Below are 25,202 nucleotides of genomic sequence, written 5' to 3' on the forward strand. Positions count from 1 at the left end.
TACCCCTGCGCACGCACAGCCGGGATGGATAGGGTCCCGAAGCAATGGCCGGAGCACGCGTGGAGACGCTCATGGCCCGGGCGCGCATGCTGTCGCACCGGGCGCGCACCGCCCTGCGCAAATCCGCCGTCGACTACTTCCGCGGCGACGCATCCGACTGGCTCGCCTTCGGCGGGCTGCTGCTCACCGTCCCCGCGATCGCCTGCGGCACGCTGATGCTGCCCGTCTGGTTCTCGCCGTCCGCGCTCGTCCTGCCGATCGTCGCCGGGGGCCTGCTGCTGCGCCCCGCGAGCCTGCTCGCCCTCTACGCCGCCTCTGCCGCCGCGCTGATCGTCGAGGCCCTCGTGCTCGGTCCGTACACCCAGGGTCCGGCCCGGGTCACCCCCGGCACCGTCCTGGTCGTCGCCGCCTGCGGGTTCTTCGGGCTGGTCATCGCCCAGTTCCGCAGCCGCGTCGGCGTGCCGTGGCGGCGGGGCGGCACCATGCTCTTCGACCTGCGCGAACGGATCCGGGTCCAGAGCAAACTGCCCGCCCTGCCGCGCGGCTGGCACCGCGAGATGGCGCTGCGCCCGGCCGGCGGCCAGTCGTTCTCCGGCGACTTCGTGGTCGCGGCCCGCACGAACGGCGGCCGGACCCTGGAGATCGTCCTCACCGACGTCTCCGGCAAGGGAATGGAAGCCGGCTCCCGGGCCCTCCTCCTCTCCGGCGCCTTCGGCGGCCTGCTCGGGGCCCTGCCGCCGCACGGCTTCCTGCCCGCGGCCAACGGCTACCTGCTCCGCCAGGACTGGGACGAGGGCTTCGCCACGTCCATCCACCTCGTCCTGGACCTGGAGACCGGGGACTACGAGCTCCTCTCCGCAGGCCACCTGCCCGCCCTCCAGCTCTCCGCGGGCACGGGCCGCTGGCAGGAGAAGACCGGCGAGGGCCCCCTCCTCGGGGTCTACGACGGCGCGGAGTTCACCCCCAGCCGCGGCAACCTCCGGCGCGGCGACGTCCTCATGCTGTTCACCGACGGCCTCGTCGAGACGGCCGACCGCGACATCAGCGAGGGCATCGACCGCCTCACGGGCGAGGCCGACCGCTACGTGGCGGCGGGCTGGGAGGGCGCGGCCTGGCACCTGATCGAAAAGGTGGCCAAGGACGTCAACGACGACCGGGCCCTGCTGCTGATCCGCCGCTCCGCCTGAGCGCTGAACTGGCCGCCCGCGCAATCGCTTTGCGCCATCTGTGAAGCCCGTGCAGACTGATCGCCGCTTCACATGTGACCTGGGGGGTCAGTGAGAAAAACTTTCGCGCGCGCGGCTTCGCTCACGGCGGCTGCGGCGGGCGTTGCCGTGTCCGGCCTGCTGGCGGCGCCGCCGGCACAGGCCATTGCCACCAACCCGAACAACGTCGGCGGTGGCGCCGCGGCCGTCAAGATCGACATAGCCGACGGGCAGCGCGCCTGCACCGGTGCCCTCGTCCTCGAGGACCTCGTCATCACCGCCGCGAGCTGTTTCACCGAGCGGCCCGGCGCACCGCTGCTGCGGGGCACGCCGGCCATGCCCGTGAAGGCCTGGGCCGGTACCAACGACCTGGCCACGGCGCAGGCCCGGACCATCGTCCACCTGGAGCCCGCCCCGGGCGGCCGGGACCTGGTCCTGGCCCGGCTCAACGCCCCCGTCACGGGGGCGTCCACCCTCTACGCGGGGGCCGGCAAGCCGGCGTTCGAGGACGTGCGCACCGTCACGGGCTGGGGCCGTACGGCCACCGAGGCCGCACCCACCCGTTCCCGCTACACCGGCCTCATGCTGAAGAGCATCGGGGCCACCGACATGACCGCCCGCGTCAACGGCGTGGGCGACTCCCTCTGCGACGGTGACAAGGGCGCCGCGCTGACCTGGTCGGAGCCCGGCCACACCCATCTGGCCGGCATCGTCAGCGGTTTCGGCCAGGCGGGCTGCCTCGGCGGCCCCTCGACGGGCTCCACCGACGTCGTCGTCACGCGCACCGACAACGCGGCGCCCTGGATCCGCAGCCGACTGTTCTACGGCGACGCCGGCTCCACGTCGCTCGCCGCGGGCGGCCGGCTGGAGGCCGGCAGCATGCTCTACGCAACGGGCAAGGCCTCTCTGATCATGCAGGCCGACGGCAACCTGGTGCAGTACGCGGAGTCCGGTGCGGTGCTGTGGGCGTCCGGTACGTACGGCAACCCGGGCGCGTACGCCGTCCTCCAGGGCGACGGCAACTTCGTCGTCTACAAGAAGGACGGCGGCGAGGGCCGGGGCGGCGCCCTGTGGTCCTCCGGCACCTGGGGCAACCCCGGCGGCGCCCTCAAGCTCCAGGACGACCACAACCTCGTGGTGTACCGGCAGGACGGCTCCGCGGCCTGGAGCACGGGCACGTGGTCGTACGGCTCGCAGCTGTCCGCCGGACAGAAGCTGGCAGCGGGGCAGCTGATGGGCTCGTTCGTCGCGATGGAACAGAGCGGCACCCTCACCGTGCGCGACCCCGAGACCTACGCGGTGCTCGGCTCCTACCCGGGCGGCTGGAACCCGGGCGCGTACGCCGTCCTCCAGGCGGACGGCAACTTCGTCGTCTACAAGAAGGACGGCGGCGAGGGCAAGGGCGGTGCCCTGTGGTCCACCGGCACCTGGGGCAACCCCGGCGCCCGGCTGGTCGCGGGCTACGGCAACCTCACCCTCTACAAGAACGACTCGAACGACATCCTGTGGCAGAGCGGACCCGGACGATGAAGACACGTACCCACCTCACCCGGTTCGCCGTCGCCGCCACCGCGGTCGCGGCAGCCGGACTCCTGACGGCCCCGGCGGCGCACGCCCTGGAGGGCAGCGAGGTCACCGCGGACAAGGCCTTCCAGTACACGGCCAGGATCCAGATCGGGACGGGAGCGGCGCAGCAGAACTGCACCGGCACCCTCATCGCCCCCCAGTGGATGGCCACCGCCTACAGCTGCTTCGCGGCCGACCCCACCGCCCCGGCGAAGGCCACGCTCGGCACCCGGTCGCTGAGCGGCCCGACCGCCCAGGTGGTCGAAATCGACGTGGTCAACCGGGTCGCGGCCCGGCCCGAGGTGGCGCTCGTCCACCTCAAGCAGGAGCCGCGCGGGGTCGAGCCGCTCCGCCTGTTCAAGGTCGACGAGGACATGGTCGGCAACGTCGGCGTCACCGGGTTCGGCGGGGACCAGCTGAGGCTGGCCGACCTCTGGGCCGGCAACTCCGAGGGCTACTGGAGCCTCATGCCGGGCTGGCCGGAGCCGGGCCTCCCGGTCCAAGCGGTCTGCGAGGGTGACATCGGCGCTCCGTACATCCTGGCGTCGCGGGAGGGCGGTCACCGGCTCGCGGGCGTGGTGACCGAGACCGACCTCAACTCCTGCCACGGCGCAGGCGGGCCGTACAACCGCTCCAAGGCGGCCATCGTGAACGGCTGGCGGGAGATCCCGTCCATGCACGCCGCGATGTCGCTGCCCCGTCTGGACGCCGGCCAGACCCTGCGCGCCGGGGAGACGGTCCGCGGCAAGAACACCGTCCTGACCCTGCAGGCCGACGGCAACCTGGTGCTCACGCACGCGGCCAGCGGCGAGCTGTGGGCGTCCGGCACCTGGGGCGCCCCCGGTGCGCAGCTGCGGTTCCAGCCGGACGGCAACCTCGTCCTCTACCGCCAGGACGGCTCCGCGGTCTGGAGCAGCGGCACCTGGGGCAACCCGGGGGCCCGCCTCGACCTCCAGGACGACGGCAACCTCGTCGTCTACCGCCAGGACGGCTCCGCCGCCTGGTCCACGGGCACGTGGCGGGTGGCCCCCGTACTGCGCGGCGGCCAGAACATCGGCTCCGGCCAGTGGACGTCGAGCGCCACCGCCACCCTCGTGATGACCAACACCGGTTCGCTGGGCACCCGCGACATCGCCACGGGCGCGAACGTCAGCGGCTTCTCCGCGTACAGCCCCGGTGCGTACGCGCGGATGCAGGCGGACGGGAACTTCGTCGTCTACAAGAAGGACGGCGGCGAGGGCAAGGGCGGTGCCCTGTGGTCCACCGGCACGTGGGGCAACCCCGGCGCCCGGCTGGTCCTCCAGGACGACGGCAACCTCGTGCTCTACAAGAAGGACTCGTCCGAGATCCTCTGGCAGGTCGGCGACCGGGTCGGTCCCTGGGCCGGTACCGGCGCCTGACCGCCGTCGCGGCCGCGGCCGTTGCCGCGGCGCCAGTGCACCCGGGGGCTCCGGCCCCCGGGTGTCCGGCTGTCAGAGGCCACTGGCACTCTCATCGTGTACTTGAACGCACCACTCATGTGGGGGGAAGAATGACCACGACACGCAAGCGCCGTACGGCATGGCGCGCCGCGATCGTCGCCGTAGCTCTGGCGGCCGGGATCCTGGGGGCCCCGGCGGCCGCCCAGGCCGTCGAGCCGGGCCACACGCAGGGTGCCGGCGAGGTGATACGCAGCAAGAACGCCGTCCTCACGCTCCAGCCCGACGGCAACCTGGTGCTCGCGCACGTCTCCGGCGGCGTCCTGTGGGCCTCCGGCACGTACGGCAACCCCGGCGCCAGGGTCGACTTCCAGCCGGACGGCAACCTGGTGGTCTACGCCAGCGGCGGCGCGGCCCTGTGGTCCTCCGGCACGTGGGGCAACCCCGGCGCCACCCTGGACCTGCAGAGCGACGGCAACCTCGTGGTCTACCGGCAGAACGGCTCGGCCGCCTGGGACACCCGTACGTGGATGATCGACACGCAGCTCTACGGCGGCTGGGAGGCCGGCTCGGGCAACTGGACCTGGAGCAACAACGCCATCCTCGCGATGGAGCAGACCGGCGCGCTCACCATCCGCGACCGCGAGACCCCCGGGGTCCGCTTCACCACCGACACCTGGGGCCCGGGCGCGTACGCGCGGATGCAGGCGGACGGGAACTTCGTCGTCTACAAGAAGGACGGCGGCGAGGGCAAGGGCGGTGCCCTGTGGTCCACCGGCACCTGGGGCAACCCCGGCGCGCGGCTGATCTTCGAGAGCAACGGCAACCTCGTCCTCTACAGGAGCGGCACCGACACCGTGCTGTGGCAGAGCGGCACCGGTCGCTGACCCGAAATTCCCTTTGCTTTTGGGCCGAAGCCCGTGCAGACTGAGCGCCGTTGAATCGAACGCGTTCAACTCGTAGCACTACTCGTGGGGGGTAGACATGACTTTCAAGCGCAAGCGTGCCGCCTGGACCGGCGCGCTCATCGCCGCCGCGGTATCGGCGGGCGTGCTCGCGGCTCCGGCCGCGCAGGCCGCCGACTCCAAGCCGGCCAAGCTCGCCGTGAGCGACGTCCCGGCCAAGAAGCACCAGGGGGTTCCGGCCAAGGCCGAGCAGCGCGCGTCGGCCACCGCGGCCAGCGGCAACGTCACGCTGGTGCCGGGCGACAAGCTCCTGTCCAACGAGTACATCGAGACCGCCAACGGCTTCCTGTACATGCAGCCGGACGGCAACCTCGTCCTCGACCACCAGTACGGTGCCGAGCTGTGGGCCACGGGCACCTGGGGCAACAACGGCGCCTACGCCGTGTACCAGGGCGACGGCAACTTCGTCGTCTACAAGAAGGACGGCGGCGAAGGCAAGGGCGGCGCCCTCTGGAGCTCCGGCACCTGGGGCAACCCGAACGGCCGCCTGGACTTCCAGGACGACGCGAACCTCGTCGTCTACCGCCAGGACAACTCCGCCGCCTGGTCGACCCGCACCTGGCGGGTGGGTGACAACAGCCTGGTCGGCGGGGAGAACCTGGACAGCGGCACCTGGATGGCGTCCGCCAACTCCGTCCTGGTCCAGGACGCCCGTGGTTACTTCGCGGTCTTCTACCGCCCCGAGGTGAACCGGGACCCGGTCGGCATCGGCATCTACAGCATCGGCGCCTACACCCGGATGCAGAAGGACGGCAACCTCGTCCTGTACAAGAAGGGCGGCGGCGAAGGCAAGGGCGGCGCCCTCTGGAGCTCCGAGACGTGGAACTCCCCCGGCGCCTACCTCGTCTACGGGGCGTCGGACTCCAGCCTGGTGCTCTACGCCGCCAACGGCGAGCGCCTCGGCTGGTTCGACTCCAACGACTAGTCGACCTGATCCGGCAGAAGGCCCCGGCCTCTGACGGCTCGATCGCGTGACCCCCGGCTCGGGGTGGGTCCTCCCACCCCGAGCCGGGGGCTTTCGGCATGCCGGGCCACTCGCGCGGGATTGGCCCGGTTCCCGCCGCTCCGCCCCGCCTAGCGTGAGCCCATGCACCCTTCCCTCGCCGCCGACCTCGACCGGTTCCCCGGCCTGCTCGAAGCCACCCGCCGCGCGGCCGCCGACGCGCTCGCGACCCTGGACGAGCGTGCCGTCGTACCACCCGCCGCCAAGGCGCCGGCCCCCGAGCCCCTCCCGGAGCACGGCGGCGGCACCGAGCAGGCGCTCGCCGCGTTCCGCGAGCGCTGGGAGCCCCGGCTGTCGGCCTCCGCCGGGCCCCGCTACCTCGGCTTCGTCACCGGCGGCGCCACCCCGGCCGCGCTCGCGGGGGACTGGCTGACCGCCGTCCACGACCAGAACTCCAACTCCGCCCTCGACGGCGGCGGCCAGGACCTCGAACGCGAAACCATCACCTGGCTCCGCGAGCTCTTCGGCCTCTCCGAAGCCCACACCGGCACCTTCGTCAGCGGCGCCACCCAGTCCAACACCACCGGCCTCGCGATCGCCCGCGAATGGCTCGGGGAGCGCCTCGGGGTGTCCCCGGCCGACGACGGCGCCGCCGCCCTCGGACCCGTCCGGGTGCTGTCCGGCGCCCCCCACTCCTCCATCGCCAAGGCCCTCTCGGTCCTCGGCCTCGGCCGCAACTCCCTCGTCCCGGTGCCCACCCTCGCCGGCCGCGAGGCCGTCGACCCCGCCGCCCTCGACCGGGCCCTCGCCGACACCCCCGGCCCGGCCGTGGTCGTCGCCAACGCCGGCACCGTCAACACCGTCGACTTCGACGACCTCCGCGCGATCGCCGCACTCCGCGAACGCCACGACTTCTGGCTCCACACCGACGCCGCCTTCGGCGGCTTCGCCGCCCTCTCCCCGGACCACGCCCACCTCACCGACGGCCTCGACGCCTCCGACTCCGTCTGCGTCGACCTCCACAAGTGGCTCAACGTCCCCTACGACAGCGCCGTCCAGTTCACCCGCCGCCGCGACCTGCAGGCCCGCGTCTACCAGAACTCCGCCGCCTACCTCGGCCCCCTCGGCGAACACCCCGACCTCGTCCACCTCACCCCGGAGAACTCCCGCCGACTGCGCGCCCTCGCCGCCTGGTTCACCCTCCGCGCCTACGGCCGCCGGGGCCACCGCGAGATCGTCGAACGCGACATCGCCTGCGCCCGCGCGCTGGGCGCCGCACTGGAACAGGACCCGGCCTTCCGCCTCCTCGCCCCGGTCCGCCTCAACGTGGTCTGCTTCACCCTCACCGAAGCCCCCACCCAAGCCCGCCTCACCGCCCTCCGGGAAGCGATCTCCTCCGAGGTCTTCCTCACCCCGACCGTCTACGCGGGAACCCACGCCCTGCGCGCCGCGTTCTCCAACTGGCGTACGACGCACGCGGATGTACGCCGGGCCGCCGAGGCCCTCCGTACGGCAGCGAAGGACCTCACATGACGGCGGCCCGCCCCCTGACCCTCCCCGAGATCGAGACCCTCGCGCGCACCGCCCACGAGGGCCAGACCGACAAGGCGGGCCGGCCGTACGCGGAGCACCTCGCGGCCGTGGCCGAGGGAGTCCGGCTGCGCGGTGGCAGCTCCGAACAGCAGGCGGCGGCCTGGCTCCACGACGCGATCGAGGACGAGGCCCTCAGCCTCACCTGGCTGGATTCCGCCGCCCTCCCGCAGTCGGTGAAGGACATGGTCCTGGCCGTCACCAAGCGCCCCGGCGAACCGGTCGAGGAGTACACGGCCCGCATTCTCGCCACCCCGGGCGCCCTCCTGGTCAAGGAGGCCGACCTCGCCCACAACGCCGACCCCGCCCGCCTCGCCGTCCTGGACGGCCCCACCCGCGACCGCTTGTCCGCGAAGTACGCGTATGTCCGCTCCCTCTTGGGCCTCACCGCCCCCTGAGCGCACAAACGGAACGATGGCGATTCGTCAGCGGGCGGATAGCCGGGGCCGGTTGGTGGGAGGATGGTCCATGTGGGGGTGTGCTTGGCCGTGCGCCCCGGGCCGACCAGGGGACGACCGAAGGTGTGATCAGTAGTGGCCATTTCGCTGTCAGTGGTGGTTCTGTTGGCGGTCATCCTGGTGGTGCTGATCCGCGGCAACCACATCAAGACGGGCCCCGCCATCGTCGCGGCCCTCTTCGGCTTCTTCCTGGCGTCCAGCTCGATCGCGGACGACGTGAACCGCTTCCTGAACTCCCTCGCGACGATGATCGCGAACATCAAGCTCTAGCGCCCCTCCGGCCCACCCGGCCGGCCCCCCCCGGGAACGACGAAGGGCCAGGCGGAGGAAACATCCTCTGACCTGGCCCTTTGTGTTTCAGAGCGGGTGACGGGAATCGAACCCGCGTAGCTAGTTTGGAAGACTAGTGCTCTACCATTGAGCTACACCCGCAACGCGCGCGCCGCAGGTCCGGGGACCGCGGCACGGACAGCATCCTAGCGGGTAGTGAAGGCCGCGCGCACACCACATTCGGGCCCGTCGCGGGAAGCCTGCGAAATGCGGTCGGGAAACCCCGTGTGTCGGAGCGTCTCCGGGCATGTACCCTACGTGTCGCACCGACGGGGTGTGGCGCAGCTTGGTAGCGCGTCCGCTTTGGGAGCGGAAGGTCGTCGGTTCGAATCCGGCCACCCCGACCACAAGATCGCGTTTGCAAGATCGCGTTGTGGGCTGATTGCCGCTTGCGGTTACTATGCAAGCTGCGTGCCCGTGTGTCTGATGTACCGGGCCCGATCCGCTGAACCGCTGAATCGCAGCGACAGCAGAGACCCCAGCAGTCAGCCACAAGGAGACCAAACCGTGAAGAGCGCCGTGGAGACCCTGAACCCGACTCGGGTTCGGCTCACTGTTGAGGTGCCCTTCGAGGAGCTCAAGGACAGCCTCGACGCGGCGTACAAGAAGATCAACCAGCAGGTCACGGTGAAGGGCTTCCGCAAGGGCAAGATCCCGAACCGGGTCATCGACCAGCGCTTCGGCCGCGGTGCGGTGCTGGAGGAGGCCGTCAACGACGCCCTCCCGAAGTTCTACACCGAGGCGGTCAACGAGGCCGACCTGAACCCGCTGGGCCAGCCCGAGGTCGACATCACGGAGCTGAAGGACGGCGAGCTGCTGGCCTTCACCGCCGAGGTCGACGTGCGCCCCGAGATCGAGATCCCGGACTACTCCGGCATCGAGGTCGAGGTCGACGCGGTCGAGGTCTCGGACGAGGACGTCGAGAAGTCGGTCGAGCAGCTGCGCGGCCGCTTCGCGTCCACCAAGGACGTCGAGCGCGCCGCCGCCGACGGTGACGTCGTCACCATCGACCTGGAGGCCAAGGTCGACGGCGAGGTGCTGCCCGACGGCGTCGCCTCCGACGTCTCGTACACCATCGGCTCGGGCGAGCTCCTCGAGGGCATCGACGAGGCCGTGAAGGGCCTGGAGGCCGGTGGCGAGGCCACCTTCACCTCCCAGCTCAAGGGCGGCTCCGCCGAGGGCAAGGACGCCGAGGTCACCGTCAAGGTCACCAAGGTCTCCGCCAAGGAGCTCCCGGAGCTGGACGACGAGTTCGCGCAGATGGCGAGCGAGTTCGACACCCTCGAGGACCTGCGCGCGGACAGCCGCAAGCGCCTCGAGAACATGAAGCAGTACGACCAGGCCACGCAGGCCCAGGAGCGCGTCCTGGAGAAGCTGCTGGAGCTCGTCGAGGTCCCGATCCCCGAGAAGCTGCTCGCGGACGAGGTCCAGACCCGCAAGCACAACCTGGAGCACCACCAGCTCGGCCAGATGGGCCTGACCATCGAGAAGTACCTGGAGTTCCAGGGCAAGACGGTCGAGGAGTTCGACGCCGAGACCTCCGAGCAGGCGATCAAGGGCATCAAGACCCAGTTCGTCCTCGACGCGCTGGTCAACAAGGAGAAGCTGGGCGTCAACCAGGAGGAGCTCACCGAGCACCTCATGCGCCGCGCCGCTTCCTCCGGCATGTCCCCCGACCAGTTCGCCCAGGCGGTCGTCGAGGGCGGCCAGGTCCCGATGCTGGTCGGCGAGGTCGCCCGCGGCAAGGCCCTCGCGGTCGTCGTCGAGGCCGCCAAGGTCACCGACACCAACGGTGAGGTCGTCGACCTGTCCGACGAGGACGAGGAGCAGGCCGCCGAGACCGTCGAGGCCGCCACCGGCGAGACCGAGGTCGCCGAGGGCGACGAGGCCAAGTAAGGCCCGGTAGCTCGGTAGCACCCCCACGCAGTGCCCCGAAGGGCCCGTACGCAGCCGCGTACGGGCCCTTCGGCATGGGCCCCGCGGGGTCCCCGGACCCGGGCGCTTACCTTGCGCTCCGAGCGAACAGTTCGGGAAGCGGGATGGCGTTGTCCTACCTGCGCGTTAGGGTCCATGAATACGAGGGCACGGGAGTACCCGGACCCCCGGACGCCGGCGGACCTTTCCGCTCCGGCCGGGCCGCGCCCCAGAACGAGACGCTGAGACGGCACATGGCCGTCGGAGACGAGCAGGTGGATACGTGACGAATCTGATGCCTTACGCCGCGGGTGAGCCGTCCATCGGTGGCGGCCTCGGCGACCATGTCTACAACCGGCTGCTCGGCGAGCGCATCATCTTCCTCGGCCAGCAGGTCGACGACGAGATCGCCAACAAGATCACGGCGCAGCTCCTCCTCCTGGCCGCCGAGCCGGAGAAGGACATCTACCTCTACATCAACAGCCCGGGCGGCTCCGTGACGGCGGGCATGGCGGTCTACGACACCATGCAGTTCATCCCGAACGACGTCGTCACCATCGGCATGGGCATGGCGGCCTCCATGGGCCAGTTCCTGCTCACCGGCGGCGCCAAGGGCAAGCGCTTCGCCCTGCCGAACACCGACATCCTGATGCACCAGGGCTCGGCCGGCATCGGCGGCACCGCGTCGGACATCAAGATCCAGGCCCAGTACCTGCTGCGCACCAAGCAGCGGATGGCCGAGATCACCGCGTTCCACTCGGGCCAGAGCGTCGAGGCGATCATCCGCGACGGCGACCGCGACCGCTGGTTCACCGCCGAGGAGGCCAAGGAGTACGGCCTCATCGACGAGATCATCTCGGCCGCGTCCAGCGCACCGGGCGGCGGCGGCACCGGGGCCTGATCCAGGCTCCCACCGCCAGTACCGAGCAGCCGACAGCCCGCAGAACGCCACCAGGATGGTGAACACCCAGATGCAGAACAACTTCTCCGCGAGCGGCCTCTACACCGGCCCGCAGGTGGACAACCGCTACGTCATCCCGCGCTTCGTCGAGCGCACCTCGCAGGGCGTGCGCGAGTACGACCCGTACGCGAAGCTCTTCGAGGAGCGCGTGATCTTCCTCGGCGTGCAGATCGACGACGCCTCCGCCAACGACGTCATGGCGCAGCTGCTGTGCCTGGAGTCGATGGACCCGGACCGCGACATCTCGATCTACATCAACAGCCCCGGCGGCTCCTTCACCGCGCTGACGGCCATCTACGACACGATGCAGTTCGTGAAGCCGGACATCCAGACGGTCTGCATGGGCCAGGCGGCGTCCGCCGCCGCGGTCCTGCTGGCCGCCGGTACCCCCGGCAAGCGCATGGCCCTGCCGAACGCCCGCGTGCTGATCCACCAGCCGTCCGGCGGCACCGGCCGTGAGCAGCTCTCCGACCTGGAGATCGCGGCCAACGAGATCCTGCGCATGCGCGACCAGCTGGAGACCATGCTGGCCAAGCACTCGACGACGCCGATCGAGAAGATCCGCGACGACATCGAGCGCGACAAGATCCTCACTGCCGAGGACGCGCTCGCGTACGGCCTGATCGACCAGATCATTTCCACCCGCAAGAGCTCGCACTGATCCTTGCCGACAATTGGCGTGGACACGCCGCCGGATTCGGCGATGTGAACCACGTCAAGGGGGCCCCGCTCGGGGCCCCCGGCAAGGTACCGTCGGATATGAGGCACCAGGAGCGCTGAACCAAGCGTCTCCCAGGCGAAGGGGAAGCACCTCGTGGCACGCATCGGTGACGGCGGCGATCTGCTCAAGTGCTCGTTCTGCGGAAAGAGCCAGAAGCAGGTGAAGAAGCTCATCGCAGGACCCGGTGTGTACATCTGCGACGAGTGCATCGACCTCTGCAACGAGATCATCGAGGAAGAGCTCGCCGAGACGAGCGAGGTCCGCTGGGAGGAACTCCCCAAGCCTCGCGAGATCTACGAGTTCCTGGAGAGCTACGTCGTCGGCCAGGAGCCGGCGAAGAAGGCGCTCTCCGTCGCGGTGTACAACCACTACAAGCGGGTCCAGGCCGGCGAGAACGGCGGCGCGCAGGGCCGGGACGACGCGATCGAGCTCGCGAAGTCCAACATCCTGCTGCTGGGCCCCACGGGCTCCGGCAAGACCCTCCTCGCGCAGACGCTGGCCCGCATGCTGAACGTACCGTTCGCCATCGCGGACGCGACGGCGCTGACGGAGGCCGGGTACGTCGGCGAGGACGTCGAGAACATCCTGCTGAAGCTGATCCAGGCCGCCGACTACGACGTCAAGAAGGCCGAGACCGGGATCATCTACATCGACGAGATCGACAAGGTCGCGCGCAAGAGCGAGAACCCGTCGATCACCCGCGATGTGAGCGGCGAGGGCGTCCAGCAGGCGCTGCTGAAGATCCTGGAAGGCACGACCGCTTCCGTCCCGCCGCAGGGCGGCCGCAAGCACCCGCACCAGGAGTTCATCCAGATCGACACGACGAACGTGCTCTTCATCGTGGGCGGCGCCTTCGCCGGCCTGGAGAAGATCATCGAGTCGCGCGCGGGCGCCAAGGGCATCGGCTTCGGGGCGACCATCCGCTCGAAGCGCGAGATCGAGGCGAGCGACCAGTTCCAGGAGGTCATGCCGGAGGACCTGGTGAAGTTCGGGATGATCCCCGAGTTCATCGGCCGCCTCCCCGTGCTGACCTCCGTGCACAACCTGGACCGCGAGGCCCTGCTCCAGATCCTCATCGAGCCGCGCAACGCGCTGGTGAAGCAGTACCAGCGGCTGTTCGAACTCGACGGTGTCGAGCTGGACTTCGAGCGCGAGGCCCTCGAAGCCATCGCGGACCAGGCGATCCTCCGCCAGACCGGCGCGCGCGGCCTGCGCGCCATCATGGAAGAGGTCCTGATGTCGGTGATGTACGAGGTCCCGTCCCGCAAGGACGTGGCCCGCGTGGTCATCACGGCGGAGGTCGTCCGCTCCAACGTCAACCCGACGCTGGTCCCGCGGATCGTCCCGAAGGACCAGGGGCCGCACGAGAAGTCGGCGTAGCCCGACGCGCGTACGAGGAGGGGTGCCCCGGATATCCGGGGCACCCCTCCTCGCGTTCAAGGCTTCCTTGCCTCGCAATCGGCCACAAGTTCGATTCGCGTGGCCTGGCGGCCGCTTCTTACATCTGGAACCCGGCCCGCTGGATCCAGTGTTACTGGGGTCTGACCGCCGCTGGCGTGCGCGAAACGGACGCGGCCGGGGCGTGCAACGTGGCGTAAGTCCGAACCCGCGGCGGCCGGCGTGCACGGAAGTTCGTGCTCACGTCGGCCGCCTGCGTGATCAGGCCTTGGTCCGGCTGGTGTTGTAGAGCTTCGCCGTCACCCTGGCCACCTCGTCGAGGGTGCCGCTGCTGCCACCGATCAGGAGCGCTGCCGGGTCAGCGGCGTTGACGCCGACCAAGGTCGAGTGGTCGGCCCATGCGCACGAGGGGATCTCGGCGTCCTTGGGCGCTTTTCCGGTGGGCTTGGTGCTGATCATCTTGATGTTGGCGCACTTCATCACTGCGCCCTTGAAACCCTCTGGGGTGAACTCCTTCGGAGTGCCGACCAGCTCGTACTTGAAGCCGAGCTTCTCGGTCTCCTTGTTGTTCTGGCCGATGCCGGCGTAGTAGTTGTCGACCGTCTTCGCAGGGTCGGCGATCTCGCCCCAGAGGCCGTTGGCCGCGAGCTGCTTGCCCTTCCCGTCCGTACCGATCTGGTACTTGGCGGTCGCGTTGTGCGCGTTCTGCACGCCGAGCGCCTCGGCCTTGGTCTTGCCCTCACCGGTAACCGGGGCGTCGGCGGCAGGGGCACCGGCGGCGTCCGGCGCCTTCTGGTAGCTGTCGACCGAGGCGGGGTAGGCCAGCTTGTAGCCCTTGGTATCGGCGGCCACCGACCCGGCTCCGCCCTGCGTGAAGTACCAGCCGGCACCCGCGACGACCGCGACCGCGACGACCACGCCGATGATGACGCCCGCCTTGGACTTCTTCGGGGGCTGCCCGCCATACGGAGCCTGCTGCTGCGGGTAGCCGTACGCCGGGGTCGGCGGCTGCTGGGGGTAGCCCTGCTGGGGGACGCCCGGCTGCTGGGGGTAGCCGTAGCCCGGCTGCGGGGCGGGCTGGCCGTAGGGGCCCGGCGGCGGCGGGGGCTGCTGCCCGTACGGTCCGGGCTGCTGCGGCTGCTGGCCGTACGGCCCCGGCTGGTTGTAGCTCATCTCTGCGTCCCCCTCAGGAACTTCTTTAGGAACTTCTTATGCTGCTCACATCCTTGCGGAAGATCCAAAGGGTTCGGGTGCCGGGGGCCCAGGCGTTACGGAACTACGACGCGGGGACCTCCATCACGCCCCGCAGCGCACGGGCCCGTTCGGCGAGCTCGTCGATGGTCGGCGGCTTGTTCTCGACCGGGACGGTGACCGTCACCAGCGAGCTGTGGTCGCCCCACATGCACAGCGGGAGCGACGCCCCCTCCATCGTGAGCGTGCCGCAGCGCATCGCCCCGCCCGCGGGCTTTCCGGCCTCGTGCGTCGTGATGTCCGCTTCCTTGATGCCCATGGATATGAGGCCCTTGGTGAGTTCCGCGCCCGGGTCCTCGTCCCCGAAGGCGGCCGCCGAGCCGCTGACCACCAGCTGCGCGGTGCCCGCCTGGTCGGCGTAGACCACGGCCACGCTCTTCGTGCCCGGCTTCTCGGCACCCTGGCCCTGCTTGATCGCGTCGACCCGCGGCCCGGAATCCTGCAGGGTCAGGCCCTGGAAGGCGGCCGGGGGGACGAGCTGGTACTTGCCGGCGTCGTCGGGGCCGCCGAGCGCCGCCCCCAGGGCGAGCTTGACGGCGATGGCGCCCGCGGCGAACGCCAGCACCGTCCCCACGCTCTTGAGGGCGCGCTTGCTCTTGGGGGGCGTGGGTGCGGGCTGGGCGGATGCGGGCTGAGGAGTGTTCTCGTTCATGCTGCGCATCAGACGGGTCCGGCACCGTCCCCGGCAATGGGCGGCCGCACTGCGGTATGGATTCGTAACGGAGGCGGGACCGCCCGTATCCTGTGCCCCGTGACCGAGAACACGCAGACACCCAGCGCCCCCAACTCCGAACTGCCGACCACGTACGCGCCGGCCGAGGTAGAGGGGAAGCTCTACGAGCGCTGGGTAGAGCGTGGGTATTTCGAGGCCGACGCGAAGAGCGACAAGCCGCCGTACACCATCGTCATCCCGCCGCCGAACGTCACGGGCTCGCTCCACCTGGGGCACGCCTTCGAGCACACGCTGATCGATGCCCTCACCCGCCGCAAGCGCATGCAGGGCTACGAGACGCTGTGGCAGCCCGGCATGGACCACGCCGGCATCGCCACCCAGAACGTCGTCGAGCGCGAGCTCGCCAAGGAGGGCAAGTCCCGCCACGACCTGGGCCGCGAGGCGTTCGTCGAGCGCGTCTGGCAGTGGAAGGGCGAGTCCGGCGGCCAGATCAGCGGGCAGATGCGTCGCCTCGGCGACGGCGTCGACTGGTCCCGTGAGCGCTTCACCATGGACGAGGGCCTGTCCGAAGCGGTCCAGACGATCTTCAAGCGGCTCTACGACGACGAGCTCATCTACCGCGCCGAGCGCATCATCAACTGGTGCCCGCGCTGCCTGACCGCGATCTCCGACATCGAGGTCGAGTACCAGGACGACGACGGCGAGCTGGTCTCCATCCGCTACGGCGAGGGCGAGAACTCCATCGTCGTAGCGACCACCCGCGCGGAGACGATGCTCGGCGACACCGCCGTCGCCGTCCACCCCGAGGACGAGCGCTACAAGCACATGGTCGGCACCGAGATCGAGCTGCCGCTCACCGGCCGCCGCATCCCGATCGTCGCCGACGAGCACGTCGACCCCGAGTTCGGCACCGGCGCCGTCAAGGTGACCCCGGCGCACGACCCGAACGACTTCGAGATCGGCCAGCGCCACGGCCTGCCGAACCTCGCCGTCATGGACGAGCACGCCATCATCACCGCCCACGGCCCCTTCCAGGGCCTGGACCGGCTGGAGGCCCGTTCCGCCATCGTCGGCGCGCTGCGCGCCGAGGGCCGGATCGTCGCCGAGAAGCGTCCGTACTCCCACTCCGTCGGCCACTGCTCGCGCTGCAAGACCACCATCGAGCCGCGCCTGTCGATGCAGTGGTGGGTCAAGGTCGGCCCGCTCGCGAAGGCCGCCGGTGACGCGGTCCGCGACGGCAAGGTCAAGATCCACCCGCAGGAGATGGAGAAGCGGTACTTCGACTGGGTCGACAACCTGCACGACTGGTGCATCTCGCGCCAGCTGTGGTGGGGCCACCGCATCCCGGTCTGGTACGGCCCGAACGGCGAGGTCGTCTGCGTCGGACCGGACGAGCAGCCGCCGACCGGCGAGGGCTGGACCCAGGACACGGACGTCCTGGACACCTGGTTCTCCTCCGGCCTGTGGCCCTTCTCCACCCTGGGCTGGCCGAAGCAGACCGAGAGCCTCGCGAAGTTCTACCCGAACTCCGTCCTGGTCACCGGCTACGACATCCTCTTCTTCTGGGTCGCCCGGATGATGATGTTCGGCCTGTACGCGATGGACGGCACCCCGCCGTTCCACACCATCGCCCTGCACGGCATGGTCCGCGACGAGCGCGGCAAGAAGATGTCGAAGTCCTTCGGCAACGCGGTCAACCCGCTGGACTGGATGGACGCCTACGGCTCCGACGCGGTCCGCTTCACCCTGGCCCGCGGCGCCAACCCGGGCGTCGACGTCCCGATCGGCGAGGACTGGGTCCAGGCCTCCCGGAACTTCGCCAACAAGATCTGGAACGCCACGCGCTTCGCGCTGATGAACGGCGCGACGATCGAGGGCGAGCTGCCGGCCCCCGAGCAGATGTCGGCGACCGACCGCTGGATCCTGTCGCGCCTGAACAAGACCGTGGCCGAGGTCGACGCGTACTACGAGGACTACCAGTTCTCGAAGCTGTCGGACTCCCTCTACCACTTCGCGTGGGACGAGGTCTTCAGCTGGTACGTCGAGCTCTCGAAGACGACCTTCTTCGCGGGCGGCGAGCAGGCCAAGGTCTCCGGCCGGGTCCTCGGCGAGGTCCTCGACGTCATGCTGCGCCTGCTGCACCCGGTGGTCCCCTTCGTCACCGAGACCCTGTGGACCACGCTGACCGGCGGCGAGTCCCTCGTCATCGCCGACTGGCCGAAGGACAGTGGCTTCCGCGACGAGGCCGCCGAGGCCGAGATCGAGCAGGTCCAGGCCGTGGTCACCGAGGTCCGCCGGTTCCGCAAGGAGCAGGGCCTGCAGGACGGCCAGAAGGTCCCGGCCCGCCTGGACCTGTCGGGCACGGCGCTGGCCGCGCACGAGGGCGCCATCCGCCAGCTGCTGCGCCTGCAGCCGGAGGGCGACTCCTTCAGCGCCACCGCGACCCTCCCGGTCGCCGGCGCCACGGTCGCGCTCGACCTGTCGGGCACCATCGACGTGGAGGCCGAGCGCAAGCGCCTCTCCAAGGACCTGGCCGCTGCCGAGAAGGAGAAGCAGCAGGCCGAGGCGAAGCTGGGGAACGAGGCGTTCATCGCCAAGGCCCCCGACAACGTCGTGGACAAGATCAAGGGCCGCCTGGCCAAGGCCGAGGCGGACATCGCCCGGCTGCAGGCCCAGCTGGACGGGCTGCCGGCCGCCTGATCCTCCGTACGGCGCAACGGGAAGGGCCCCCGCACTCCGGTGCGGGGGCCCTTCCCGTTGGGTCACAGCAGCCTCGGCCCGAACCGCGTCAGGATCAGCGCCGCCACCACCGCGTACGCGGTCAGCGGGACCAGCCAGTGGGGGAGTGCCCGCAGCCGGGAGTCCGGCGCCGACAGGTGGCGGGTGACGTACCAGAACAGCGGGATCACCACCGCCCACACCACCATGCACCACGGGCACAGCGCGCCGATCGCGTACAGGCACTGGCTGATCAGCCACACCGTGAAGGCGAAGCCCGCCGCGAGGCCGGCCCACAGGCCGCGCCACAGCCAGCGCGGGAACACCGCCCCGGCCACCAGCGCCACGCCCAGCCCCGCCAGCGCGGCGAAGCCGGCGATGCCGAGCAGCATGTTGGGGAAGCCCAGCAGGTTGCCCTGCCAGGTGGTCATGACGTCACCGCAGCTGAGGACCGCGTTGACATTGCACCCCGGGGTGAAGAGCGGGTCCTCCAGGGTGCGGATGCGGTCGTACGTGAGGACGCCGGAGGCCAGCGTGCCGATCAGGCCGCCGGCCAGGAGGAGCAGGGCGGTGCCCCGGGTGGTCCGGACGGGGCGGCGGTCGTCGGTGCTCATTCCTCCGACGCTACGACCGCCCGCGCGGCCCCCGGTAGAGCGCAAGGCCTCCCCGGCGGGGGACCTCCGACCTGTCCGAAGTGCCCTAAATCACTCCATGCCCGGCCCGAGGGGACCGGATCCGAGGGTGCCGAGCACGGATGATGGAGGGCATGCACGTCACGCCCGCCCCCTCGGCGCTCCACCGGGTCAAGGCCTCCGGCCGCCGGCTCGCGCAGGGCTGGGCCGGATCGCCGCGCGCGATGGACGTGCTCACCGCCCTCGGCTGCCTGGGCCTGATGGCGCTCGACCTGCCGGGCCTGGCGGCTGCGGACAACTCCCTGAGCGGGCCGGCCGCCGCCGTCGTCCTCGCGCTCGGCTGCTCCACGCTGCTGGTGCGGCGCCGGATGCCGTGGGTCTCGTACCTCGCCGCGCTGCTCTTCATCGGCTGGCTGCACGAGCTGACCCTGATCCAGTTCGCGCTGTACTCGGTCGGCCGCTACAGGGGCCGCCGGGCCGGAGTCCTCGCCACCCTCGGGTACGTCGCCTTCGCGCTGTGCCTGTTCTTCTGCGTGCCGGGCTGGCCCGAGGCCAAGCACGGCTCCCTCACCTCCTTCCTCGGGCTGGTCGTGCCCATCGGGGTGCTCGCCTCGGCCGTCGGCATCGCCGCCTACCGGCACGACCTGGTGGCGGAGCTCACCGCGCGCCGGGCCGAGTCCGCCGTGCTCCAGGCCGTCCAGCAGGAGCGCACCTCGGTCGCCCGCGACGTCCACGACTTCGTCGGGCGGGAGCTGACCCTGCTGACGGTGCGCTCCGAGGTGCTGTCGGTGCGCTCGCGCGAGACGGCGTACGCGAAGGACTTTGAGGAGCTCGCGGACACCGCGCGCCGGGCCCACCTGGTGCTCAACGAGATCATCGTGCAGCGCGGGGAACGGGCCTCCACCCCGGGGGTGGACGGGCTGGCGGCGCTCGCGGAGGAGAGCGGGCGGGCGGGTTCGCCCGTACGCCTCGCCATGGATCCGGACGCGCACGGGCTGTCGCCGCTGCGGCAGGCGGCGGTCTACCGCGTGGTGCAGGAGTGCCTGACCAACGCGGCCAAGCACGCGCGCGGGGAGACCATCGAGGTGTCGATCGCGGCGGACGGCCCGCAGCTGCGGATCGCCGTCCGCAACGCGCTGCCCGCCCGCACCCCGAGCCGGGCCCCGGTCTCGGCGGGCTCGGGGACGGCGAGCATGTCCGAGCGCGTGCGCAGCCTGGGCGGGACCCTCACGGCGACGCGCACACAGGGAGCGTACGAGGTCGTGGCGACGCTCCCGCGCGGTTAGACCTTCGCCGGGGCCAGCAGGCCGTTCAGCGTGTCCAGGTCCTCCACGCAGCGGCCCGAGCCGAGGGCCACGCAGTCCAGCGGGTTGTCGGCGACGAACACCGGGATGCCCGTCGCGGAGGCCATCCGCAGGTCCAGGCCGGGCAGCAGCGCGCCGCCGCCCGTCAGCACGATGCCGTGTTCCATCACGTCGCCGGAGAGCTCCGGGGGGCACTCCTCCAGGGTGGTGCGCACCGCCGCGATGATCGCCTCGACCGGCTCGTCGAGCGCGGCCCGCACGTCCGCAGCGCCGAGGACCAGGGTCTGCGGCATGCCGCCGACCTTCTCGCGGCCGCGCACGGTGAAGGTGCGGGTCTCCAGCTCGGGCTGGTCGGGCACGGGCCAGGCCGAGCCGATGGCCACCTTGACGTCCTCGGCGGTGCGCTCGCCGATCAGGAGCGCGTGCTCCTTGCGTACGTAGTCCATGATCGCCGCGTCGAGCCGGTCCCCGCCGACGCGCAGCGACTGGGAGGTGACGATGCCGCCGAGCGAGATGACGGCGACCTCGGAGGTGCCGCCGCCGATGTCGACGACCATCGAGCCGCGCGGTTCGGCCACCGGAAGCCCGGCGCCGATCGCCGCGGCCATCGGCTCCTCGATCAGGTGCACGGTCCTGGCGCCGGCCCGGGTGGAGGCGTGGATGATGGCCCGCCGCTCGACCTGGGTGACGCCCGACGGCACGCAGACCACCATGCGGGTGCGGGGCCGGCGGCCGGGGACGGCCTTGCGGACGAAGTGCCGGATCATCTCCTCGGCGGCCTCGTAGTCGCAGATCACCCCGTCCTTGAGGGGGCGGATGGCGGTGATGGAGCCGGGGGTGCGGCCGATGGTCTCCTTGGCCTCCGTCCCGACGGCCAGGGCGGTGGTGGTGCCCGCCTTCACGGCGACCACGGACGGCTCGTTGAGGACGATCCCGTGCCCCCGTGCGTAGACCAGGGTGTTCGCGGTCCCCAGGTCTATCCCTATGTCGCGGCTGGATCCTGTCGTGTTGCTGCTGGCCTGCGGCATTTGTTCCCCTATCTCCTGTCCGCAAGGTTTGCATAACGATCAGGTCGCTCTCGCCGCCGAAGGTCCCGAAACGCCCGGGTCGAAAGTCCAGGGGGTCGGCGTCCGTAGACTGGGCGTGTGAGTGAGCAGCAGCCCGAGAGCCACGACCACGACGCGTTCGACGAGTTCGACCAGATCGTGGCGGAAGAGTCCGACCGCGACCCCGACATGGCGGTGATCGAGGCCGGCAGCCGCACCCTGCGCACCCAGGCCGGACCGCCCCAGGGCGACGCGGTACCCGCCCGGCCGACCGACCCGGAGACCGCCAAGGCGCTGCTGGAGGTGGAGCAGGAGCTGTCCACCCGCTGGGGCGAGACCAAGCTGGAACCGTCGGTGACGCGGATCGCGGCACTGATGGACGTACTGGGCGAGCCGCAGCGCGCGTACCCGGCCATCCACGTGACCGGGACCAACGGCAAGACCAGCACGGCCCGCATGATCGAGTGCCTGCTGAACGCCTTCGAGCTGCGCACCGGCCGGTACACCAGCCCGCACGTGCAGTCGATCACCGAGCGGATCAGCCTGGACGGCGCGCCGATCGACGCCGAGCGGTTCGTCGAGACGTACTACGACATCAAGCCGTACGTGGAGATGGTCGACTCCAACGAGGAGTTCCGGCTGTCGTTCTTCGAGGTGCTGACCGGGATGGCGTACGCGGCCTTCGCGGACGCCCCCGTCGACGCCGCCGTCATCGAGGTCGGCATGGGCGGCACCTGGGACGCGACCAACGTCATCGACGCGGCGGTCGCGGTGGTCACCCCGATCAGCCTGGACCACACCGACCGGCTCGGCACCACGCCCGGCGAGATCGCCCTGGAGAAGGGCGGCGTCATCAAGCAGGGCGCGACCGTGATCCTGGCGCAGCAGCCGGTGGACGCGGCGCAGGCGCTGCTGAAGAAGGCCGTCGAGGTCGACGCGACCGTCGCCCGCGAGGGCATGGAGTTCGGAGTCGTCTCGCGCGAGGTCGCGGTCGGCGGACAGCAGCTGACGCTGCGCGGCATGGGCGGCGAGTACGACGGCATCTTCCTGCCGCTGTACGGCGCGCACATGGCGCACAACGCGGCGGTGGCGCTGGCCGCGGTCGAGGCGTTCTTCGGCGTCGGCCAGGAGGGCGCGCGGGTCCTGGACCTGGAGACCGTGCAGCGCGCCTTCGCCTCGGTCACCTCGCCTGGCCGCATGGAGGTCGTGCGGCGCAGCCCCACGGTGGTCCTGGACGCGGCGCACAACCCGGCGGGCGCGGCGGCCACCGCGGAGGCGGTCACCGAGTCGTTCGGCTTCAGCCGGCTGATCGGGGTCGTGGCCGCGAGCGAGGGCAAGGACGTGCGCGGGGTGCTGGAGGCCTTCGAGCCGATCTTCGCGGAGGTCGTGGTCACGCAGAACTCCAGCCACCGGTCGATGGACGCGGACGAGCTGGCCGCCGTCGCGGTCGAGGTCTTCGGCGGGGACCGGGTGCAGGTGGAGCCGCGGCTGGACGACGCCCTGGAGGCGGCGATCACCCTGGCGGAGGAAGAGGCCGAGTTCGGAGGGGCCGGGGTCCTGGTGACCGGTTCCGTGATCACGGTGGGCGAGGCCCGCCTGCTGCTGAAGAGGGGCTGAGGATGCGCACGCTGTGTGCGAGCACGCTGATCGGCGAGTTCTTCGTGATCGGCTTCCTGGGGCTGGTCGCGATGAAGGACCCGGACCTGACGCAGGCCACGGTCTGGACGGTGTGCGGGGTCGCGATGCTGCTCTCGGTACTGCTGTGCGGGATGCTGTCGCGTCCCGGGGCGGTCCAGCTGGGCTGGGCGCTGCAGATCGGCCTCGTCGCGAGCGGGTTCGTCGTCCCGACGATGTTCTTCCTCGGCGCGGTGTTCGCGGGGCTGTGGTGGTGCTCGGTGCACTACGGCCGGAAGGTCGACGCGGCGAAGGCCCGCTGGGCGGCCATGGCGGAGGACCCCGCGGTGTGACCTGCGGTCCGCGCAAGATGCCGACCACCGGACCCCCGCGCCTACCCGGCTGCCCGCCCGGCCGGGCACGCCTGCCCGGGGCGGGGCCCGCCGGGTGGGGCGGCGGCCCTCCGGAGTGTCTCCTCGTCCTCGCGCCTGCGGGCACCGCGAGATGCGCGAGGGCGGTTGCGCGCTCGTCCTGCGGGGACCCTCCTGCGGACCCCCACCCCGGCCCACTCGCCCCACCCGCCCTGCCCGGCCCGCGCCGGCCAGGGCGGCCACCTTGTCCTGCCTGCTCGTTGCCCTGTCCGGCCAGCCGGCCCGGCTCGGCCTGCGAAGGGCGGCCTCGGCGGGCCGGCGGGCCCGTATGGCCCTGTAGATTCGTCCTACCGCACCCGTATGCCGCAAGGAGCCCCAACATGACCCAGCGCACCCTCGTCATCCTCAAGCCCGACGCCGTCCGGCGCGGCCTGATCGGCGAGATCATCGGCCGCATCGAGCGGAAGGCCGGCTGGACCATCCCCGCCCTGGAGCTGCGCACGCTGGACACGGAGACCCTCGAGGCGCACTACGGCGAGCACAAGGGCAAGCCGTTCTACGAGCCCCTGATGGGCTTCATGGCCAGTGGCCCGGTCGTCGTCCTGGTGGTCGAAGGGGAACGCGCGATCGAGGGTGTCCGCCAGCTGGCCGGACCCACTGACCCGATCGCCGCCGCGCCCGGCTCCATCCGGGGGGACTTCGGCACCATCGTCCGGGAGAACCTGATCCACGCCTCGGACTCCGAGGAGTCCGCGGAGCGAGAACTGAAGCTCTTCTTCCCCTCCCTCTGAGCACTCTTTCCTGACGAGACATCAGCCAAATAGCGCTCATGACCTGGGGCGACCGAAGTAATTTCGGTCGCCCTTCGGTATTTCGGGGCGTGAGCGGGAACGCGTGGGCAAGACCCGTCGTCACCACTAAGGGACGGGTTTCCGATCCGGCGGGATTGCCGGGGTCCCGTCGCGCGGTCTCCGTACTCGCGGCACTACGATGGGGCCTCCACCCACACACCCACTCGCCGACCTGACAGCAGCCGCTATCAACTGGAAGGCCAGACGCTCCTCATGGGGAACAAGGGGAACAACATGTCGTTCATCGGCCGTGACATGGCGATCGACCTCGGGACCGCCAACACGCTGGTGTACGTGAGGGGCCGGGGGATCGTCCTGAACGAGCCGTCCGTGGTCGCCATCAACACGAACACCGGTGGAATCCTCGCGGTCGGCTCCGAGGCGAAGAAGATGATCGGGCGCACGCCCGGCAACATCGTCGCCGTAAGGCCCCTCAAGGACGGCGTGATCGCCGACTTCGAGATCACGGAGCGCATGCTCCGCTACTTCATCCTCAAGATCCACAAGCGCCGCTACCTGGCCCGCCCGCGCGTCGTGGTCTGCGTGCCCTCCGGCATCACGGGAGTCGAGCGGCGCGCCGTCATCGAGGCGTCCACGCAGGCCGGCGCCCGCCAGGTGCACATCATCGAAGAGCCCATGGCCGCCGCCATCGGCTCGGGCCTGCCCGTCCACGAGGCCACCGGCAACATGGTCGTGGACATCGGCGGCGGCACCACCGAGGTCGCCGTCATCTCCCTCGGCGGAATCGTCACGGCGCAGTCCATCCGGGTGGCCGGCGACGAGCTCGACAACGCGATCATCCAGCACATCAAGAAGGAGTACTCGCTCCTCCTCGGTGAGCGGACCGCCGAGCAGATCAAGATCACCATCGGGTCGGCGTACGACCTCGACAAGGACGAGCACACCGAGATCCGCGGCCGCGACCTGGTCTCCGGCCTGCCCAAGACGGTCGTCATCTCGGCCGCCGAGGTGCGCAAGGCCATCGAGGAGCCCGTCAACGCCATCGTCGACGCCGTCAAGACCACCCTCGACAAGTGCCCGCCGGAGCTGTCCGGCGACATCATGGACCGCGGCATCGTCCTGACCGGCGGCGGCGCCCTGCTGCGCGGCCTCGACGAGCGGCTGCGCCGTGAGACGGGCATGCCCATCCACATCGCCGAGGACCCGCTCGACTCCGTGGCGCTCGGCTCCGGCAAGTGCGTCGAGGAGTTCGAGGCCCTCCAGCAGGTCCTCGACGCCCAGCCCCGTCGCTGATCCGTCGCTGACACACACC

At 70.7% G+C, this 25,202-nt stretch carries 22 protein-coding genes and 2 tRNA genes; 19 read left to right on the forward strand and 5 right to left on the reverse strand.

Annotation, left to right across the window (positions count from 1 at the left end):
- Positions 1-44 precede the first annotated feature (44 nt).
- The 8 genes from AB0O21_RS17980 to AB0O21_RS18015 all read left to right on the forward strand — a co-directional run bounded on the left by AB0O21_RS17980 (position 45) and on the right by AB0O21_RS18015 (position 8,415).
- Positions 45-1,187, forward strand: a complete 1,143-nt coding sequence (locus tag AB0O21_RS17980; RefSeq protein ID WP_365172100.1) for a PP2C family protein-serine/threonine phosphatase — start codon at positions 45-47, stop codon at positions 1,185-1,187.
- A gap of 147 nt (positions 1,188-1,334) precedes the next feature.
- Entirely contained in the window at positions 1,335-2,735 is a 1,401-nt protein-coding gene (locus AB0O21_RS17985) for a trypsin-like serine protease (RefSeq protein ID WP_365172101.1), read from the forward strand.
- Positions 2,732-4,171, forward strand: a complete 1,440-nt coding sequence (locus tag AB0O21_RS17990) for a trypsin-like serine protease (protein WP_365172102.1) — start codon at positions 2,732-2,734, stop codon at positions 4,169-4,171. Before AB0O21_RS17985 ends, AB0O21_RS17990 begins: the two co-directional genes overlap by 4 nt.
- Positions 4,172-4,302: 131 nt before the next feature.
- Complete coding sequence (locus AB0O21_RS17995) at positions 4,303-5,076, forward strand: hypothetical protein (protein ID WP_365172103.1); 774 nt, start codon at positions 4,303-4,305, stop codon at positions 5,074-5,076.
- 97 nt (positions 5,077-5,173) lie between these two features.
- On the forward strand, positions 5,174-6,079 hold the full coding sequence (locus AB0O21_RS18000; protein WP_365172104.1) for a hypothetical protein: 906 nt from the start codon (positions 5,174-5,176) through the stop codon (positions 6,077-6,079).
- Positions 6,080-6,241: 162 nt separating this feature from the next.
- Complete coding sequence (locus AB0O21_RS18005; RefSeq protein WP_365172105.1) at positions 6,242-7,630, forward strand: pyridoxal-dependent decarboxylase; 1,389 nt, start codon at positions 6,242-6,244, stop codon at positions 7,628-7,630.
- Positions 7,627-8,085 carry an HD domain-containing protein gene (locus tag AB0O21_RS18010; protein WP_365172106.1) on the forward strand — a complete coding sequence of 153 codons (459 nt, stop codon included), beginning with the start codon at positions 7,627-7,629 and terminating at the stop codon, positions 8,083-8,085. The genes AB0O21_RS18005 and AB0O21_RS18010 overlap by 4 nt, the downstream gene beginning before the upstream one ends.
- A gap of 135 nt (positions 8,086-8,220) precedes the next feature.
- Entirely contained in the window at positions 8,221-8,415 is a 195-nt protein-coding gene (locus AB0O21_RS18015) for a membrane protein (RefSeq protein WP_030008564.1), read from the forward strand.
- A 91-nt stretch (positions 8,416-8,506) separates the two neighbouring features.
- On the opposite strand, the gene AB0O21_RS18020 is transcribed toward AB0O21_RS18015, so the two are convergent.
- A tRNA-Gly gene (locus tag AB0O21_RS18020) sits at positions 8,507-8,577 on the reverse strand.
- Positions 8,578-8,745: 168 nt separating this feature from the next.
- Between AB0O21_RS18020 and AB0O21_RS18025 the strand changes: the two genes are divergently transcribed.
- From AB0O21_RS18025 to clpX, 5 genes are all read left to right on the forward strand, one after another.
- Positions 8,746-8,822 (forward strand) — tRNA-Pro (locus tag AB0O21_RS18025).
- Between the two features lie 160 nt (positions 8,823-8,982).
- The gene (gene tig, locus AB0O21_RS18030) at positions 8,983-10,371 is read left to right on the forward strand and encodes a trigger factor (protein WP_365172107.1); all 1,389 of its coding nucleotides are present in this window, start codon (positions 8,983-8,985) and stop codon (positions 10,369-10,371) included.
- A 301-nt stretch (positions 10,372-10,672) separates the two neighbouring features.
- The gene (locus AB0O21_RS18035; protein ID WP_365172108.1) at positions 10,673-11,290 is read left to right on the forward strand and encodes an ATP-dependent Clp protease proteolytic subunit; all 618 of its coding nucleotides are present in this window, start codon (positions 10,673-10,675) and stop codon (positions 11,288-11,290) included.
- 55 nt (positions 11,291-11,345) lie between these two features.
- A complete protein-coding gene (locus tag AB0O21_RS18040) occupies positions 11,346-12,011 on the forward strand; it encodes an ATP-dependent Clp protease proteolytic subunit (RefSeq protein ID WP_030710839.1) in 666 nt (221 codons plus the stop codon).
- 153 nt (positions 12,012-12,164) lie between these two features.
- Complete coding sequence (clpX, locus tag AB0O21_RS18045) at positions 12,165-13,451, forward strand: ATP-dependent Clp protease ATP-binding subunit ClpX (RefSeq protein ID WP_365172109.1); 1,287 nt, start codon at positions 12,165-12,167, stop codon at positions 13,449-13,451.
- A gap of 279 nt (positions 13,452-13,730) precedes the next feature.
- On the opposite strand, the gene AB0O21_RS18050 is transcribed toward clpX, so the two are convergent.
- Positions 13,731-14,642 carry a hypothetical protein gene (locus AB0O21_RS18050; RefSeq protein ID WP_365172110.1) on the reverse strand — a complete coding sequence of 304 codons (912 nt, stop codon included), beginning with the start codon at positions 14,640-14,642 and terminating at the stop codon, positions 13,731-13,733.
- Between the two features lie 103 nt (positions 14,643-14,745).
- Entirely contained in the window at positions 14,746-15,372 is a 627-nt protein-coding gene (locus AB0O21_RS18055; RefSeq protein ID WP_365172111.1) for a hypothetical protein, read from the reverse strand.
- A 99-nt stretch (positions 15,373-15,471) separates the two neighbouring features.
- Here AB0O21_RS18055 and AB0O21_RS18060 point away from each other — a divergent pair, with 99 nt between their 5' ends.
- The gene (locus tag AB0O21_RS18060) at positions 15,472-18,093 is read left to right on the forward strand and encodes a valine--tRNA ligase (RefSeq protein WP_365172112.1); all 2,622 of its coding nucleotides are present in this window, start codon (positions 15,472-15,474) and stop codon (positions 18,091-18,093) included.
- Positions 18,094-18,155: 62 nt separating this feature from the next.
- Here AB0O21_RS18060 and AB0O21_RS18065 read toward each other — a convergent pair whose 3' ends face one another.
- The gene (locus AB0O21_RS18065) at positions 18,156-18,725 is read right to left on the reverse strand and encodes a vitamin K epoxide reductase family protein (protein ID WP_365172113.1); all 570 of its coding nucleotides are present in this window, start codon (positions 18,723-18,725) and stop codon (positions 18,156-18,158) included.
- Between the two features lie 152 nt (positions 18,726-18,877).
- Between AB0O21_RS18065 and AB0O21_RS18070 the strand changes: the two genes are divergently transcribed.
- On the forward strand, positions 18,878-20,029 hold the full coding sequence (locus AB0O21_RS18070; protein ID WP_365172114.1) for an ATP-binding protein: 1,152 nt from the start codon (positions 18,878-18,880) through the stop codon (positions 20,027-20,029).
- Here the strand turns inward: AB0O21_RS18070 and AB0O21_RS18075 are convergent.
- A complete protein-coding gene (locus tag AB0O21_RS18075; RefSeq protein ID WP_365172115.1) occupies positions 20,026-21,075 on the reverse strand; it encodes a rod shape-determining protein in 1,050 nt (349 codons plus the stop codon). The genes AB0O21_RS18070 and AB0O21_RS18075 overlap by 4 nt on opposite strands.
- Positions 21,076-21,192: 117 nt before the next feature.
- On the opposite strand from AB0O21_RS18075, the gene AB0O21_RS18080 reads away from it, so the two are divergent.
- The 4 genes from AB0O21_RS18080 to AB0O21_RS18095 all read left to right on the forward strand — a co-directional run bounded on the left by AB0O21_RS18080 (position 21,193) and on the right by AB0O21_RS18095 (position 25,183).
- Entirely contained in the window at positions 21,193-22,710 is a 1,518-nt protein-coding gene (locus AB0O21_RS18080) for a folylpolyglutamate synthase/dihydrofolate synthase family protein (protein ID WP_365172116.1), read from the forward strand.
- Positions 22,711-22,712: 2 nt separating this feature from the next.
- Complete coding sequence (locus AB0O21_RS18085) at positions 22,713-23,060, forward strand: DUF4233 domain-containing protein (RefSeq protein WP_365172117.1); 348 nt, start codon at positions 22,713-22,715, stop codon at positions 23,058-23,060.
- A gap of 398 nt (positions 23,061-23,458) precedes the next feature.
- Entirely contained in the window at positions 23,459-23,869 is a 411-nt protein-coding gene (gene ndk / locus AB0O21_RS18090) for a nucleoside-diphosphate kinase (protein ID WP_365172118.1), read from the forward strand.
- Positions 23,870-24,163: 294 nt separating this feature from the next.
- Complete coding sequence (locus AB0O21_RS18095) at positions 24,164-25,183, forward strand: rod shape-determining protein (RefSeq protein WP_008738981.1); 1,020 nt, start codon at positions 24,164-24,166, stop codon at positions 25,181-25,183.
- The last annotated feature ends 19 nt before the right edge of the window (positions 25,184-25,202 follow it).

Source organism: Streptomyces sp. NPDC091371, assembly GCF_040684275.1.
Taxonomy (GTDB): Bacteria; Actinomycetota; Actinomycetes; order Streptomycetales; family Streptomycetaceae; genus Streptomyces.

Excerpts from the sequence above, each read along its gene's own strand:
- AB0O21_RS17980 (WP_365172100.1), top strand. The coding sequence starts at position 45 with ATGGCCGGAGCACGCGTGGAGACGCTCATGGCCCGGGCGCGCATGCTG.
- AB0O21_RS18085 (WP_365172117.1), top strand. The coding sequence starts at position 22,713 with ATGCGCACGCTGTGTGCGAGCACGCTGATCGGCGAGTTCTTCGTGATC.
- AB0O21_RS17995 (WP_365172103.1), top strand. The coding sequence starts at position 4,303 with ATGACCACGACACGCAAGCGCCGTACGGCATGGCGCGCCGCGATCGTC.
- AB0O21_RS18050 (WP_365172110.1), bottom strand. The coding sequence starts at position 14,642 with ATGAGCTACAACCAGCCGGGGCCGTACGGCCAGCAGCCGCAGCAGCCC.
- AB0O21_RS17990 (WP_365172102.1), top strand. The coding sequence starts at position 2,732 with ATGAAGACACGTACCCACCTCACCCGGTTCGCCGTCGCCGCCACCGCG.
- AB0O21_RS18000 (WP_365172104.1), top strand. The coding sequence starts at position 5,174 with ATGACTTTCAAGCGCAAGCGTGCCGCCTGGACCGGCGCGCTCATCGCC.
- AB0O21_RS18095 (WP_008738981.1), top strand. The coding sequence starts at position 24,164 with ATGTCGTTCATCGGCCGTGACATGGCGATCGACCTCGGGACCGCCAAC.
- AB0O21_RS18065 (WP_365172113.1), bottom strand. The coding sequence starts at position 18,725 with ATGAGCACCGACGACCGCCGCCCCGTCCGGACCACCCGGGGCACCGCC.
- AB0O21_RS18075 (WP_365172115.1), bottom strand. The coding sequence starts at position 21,075 with ATGCCGCAGGCCAGCAGCAACACGACAGGATCCAGCCGCGACATAGGG.
- ndk (WP_365172118.1), top strand. The coding sequence starts at position 23,459 with ATGACCCAGCGCACCCTCGTCATCCTCAAGCCCGACGCCGTCCGGCGC.
- AB0O21_RS18040 (WP_030710839.1), top strand. The coding sequence starts at position 11,346 with ATGGTGAACACCCAGATGCAGAACAACTTCTCCGCGAGCGGCCTCTAC.
- AB0O21_RS18010 (WP_365172106.1), top strand. The coding sequence starts at position 7,627 with ATGACGGCGGCCCGCCCCCTGACCCTCCCCGAGATCGAGACCCTCGCG.
- AB0O21_RS18070 (WP_365172114.1), top strand. The coding sequence starts at position 18,878 with ATGCACGTCACGCCCGCCCCCTCGGCGCTCCACCGGGTCAAGGCCTCC.
- AB0O21_RS18055 (WP_365172111.1), bottom strand. The coding sequence starts at position 15,372 with ATGAACGAGAACACTCCTCAGCCCGCATCCGCCCAGCCCGCACCCACG.
- AB0O21_RS18005 (WP_365172105.1), top strand. The coding sequence starts at position 6,242 with ATGCACCCTTCCCTCGCCGCCGACCTCGACCGGTTCCCCGGCCTGCTC.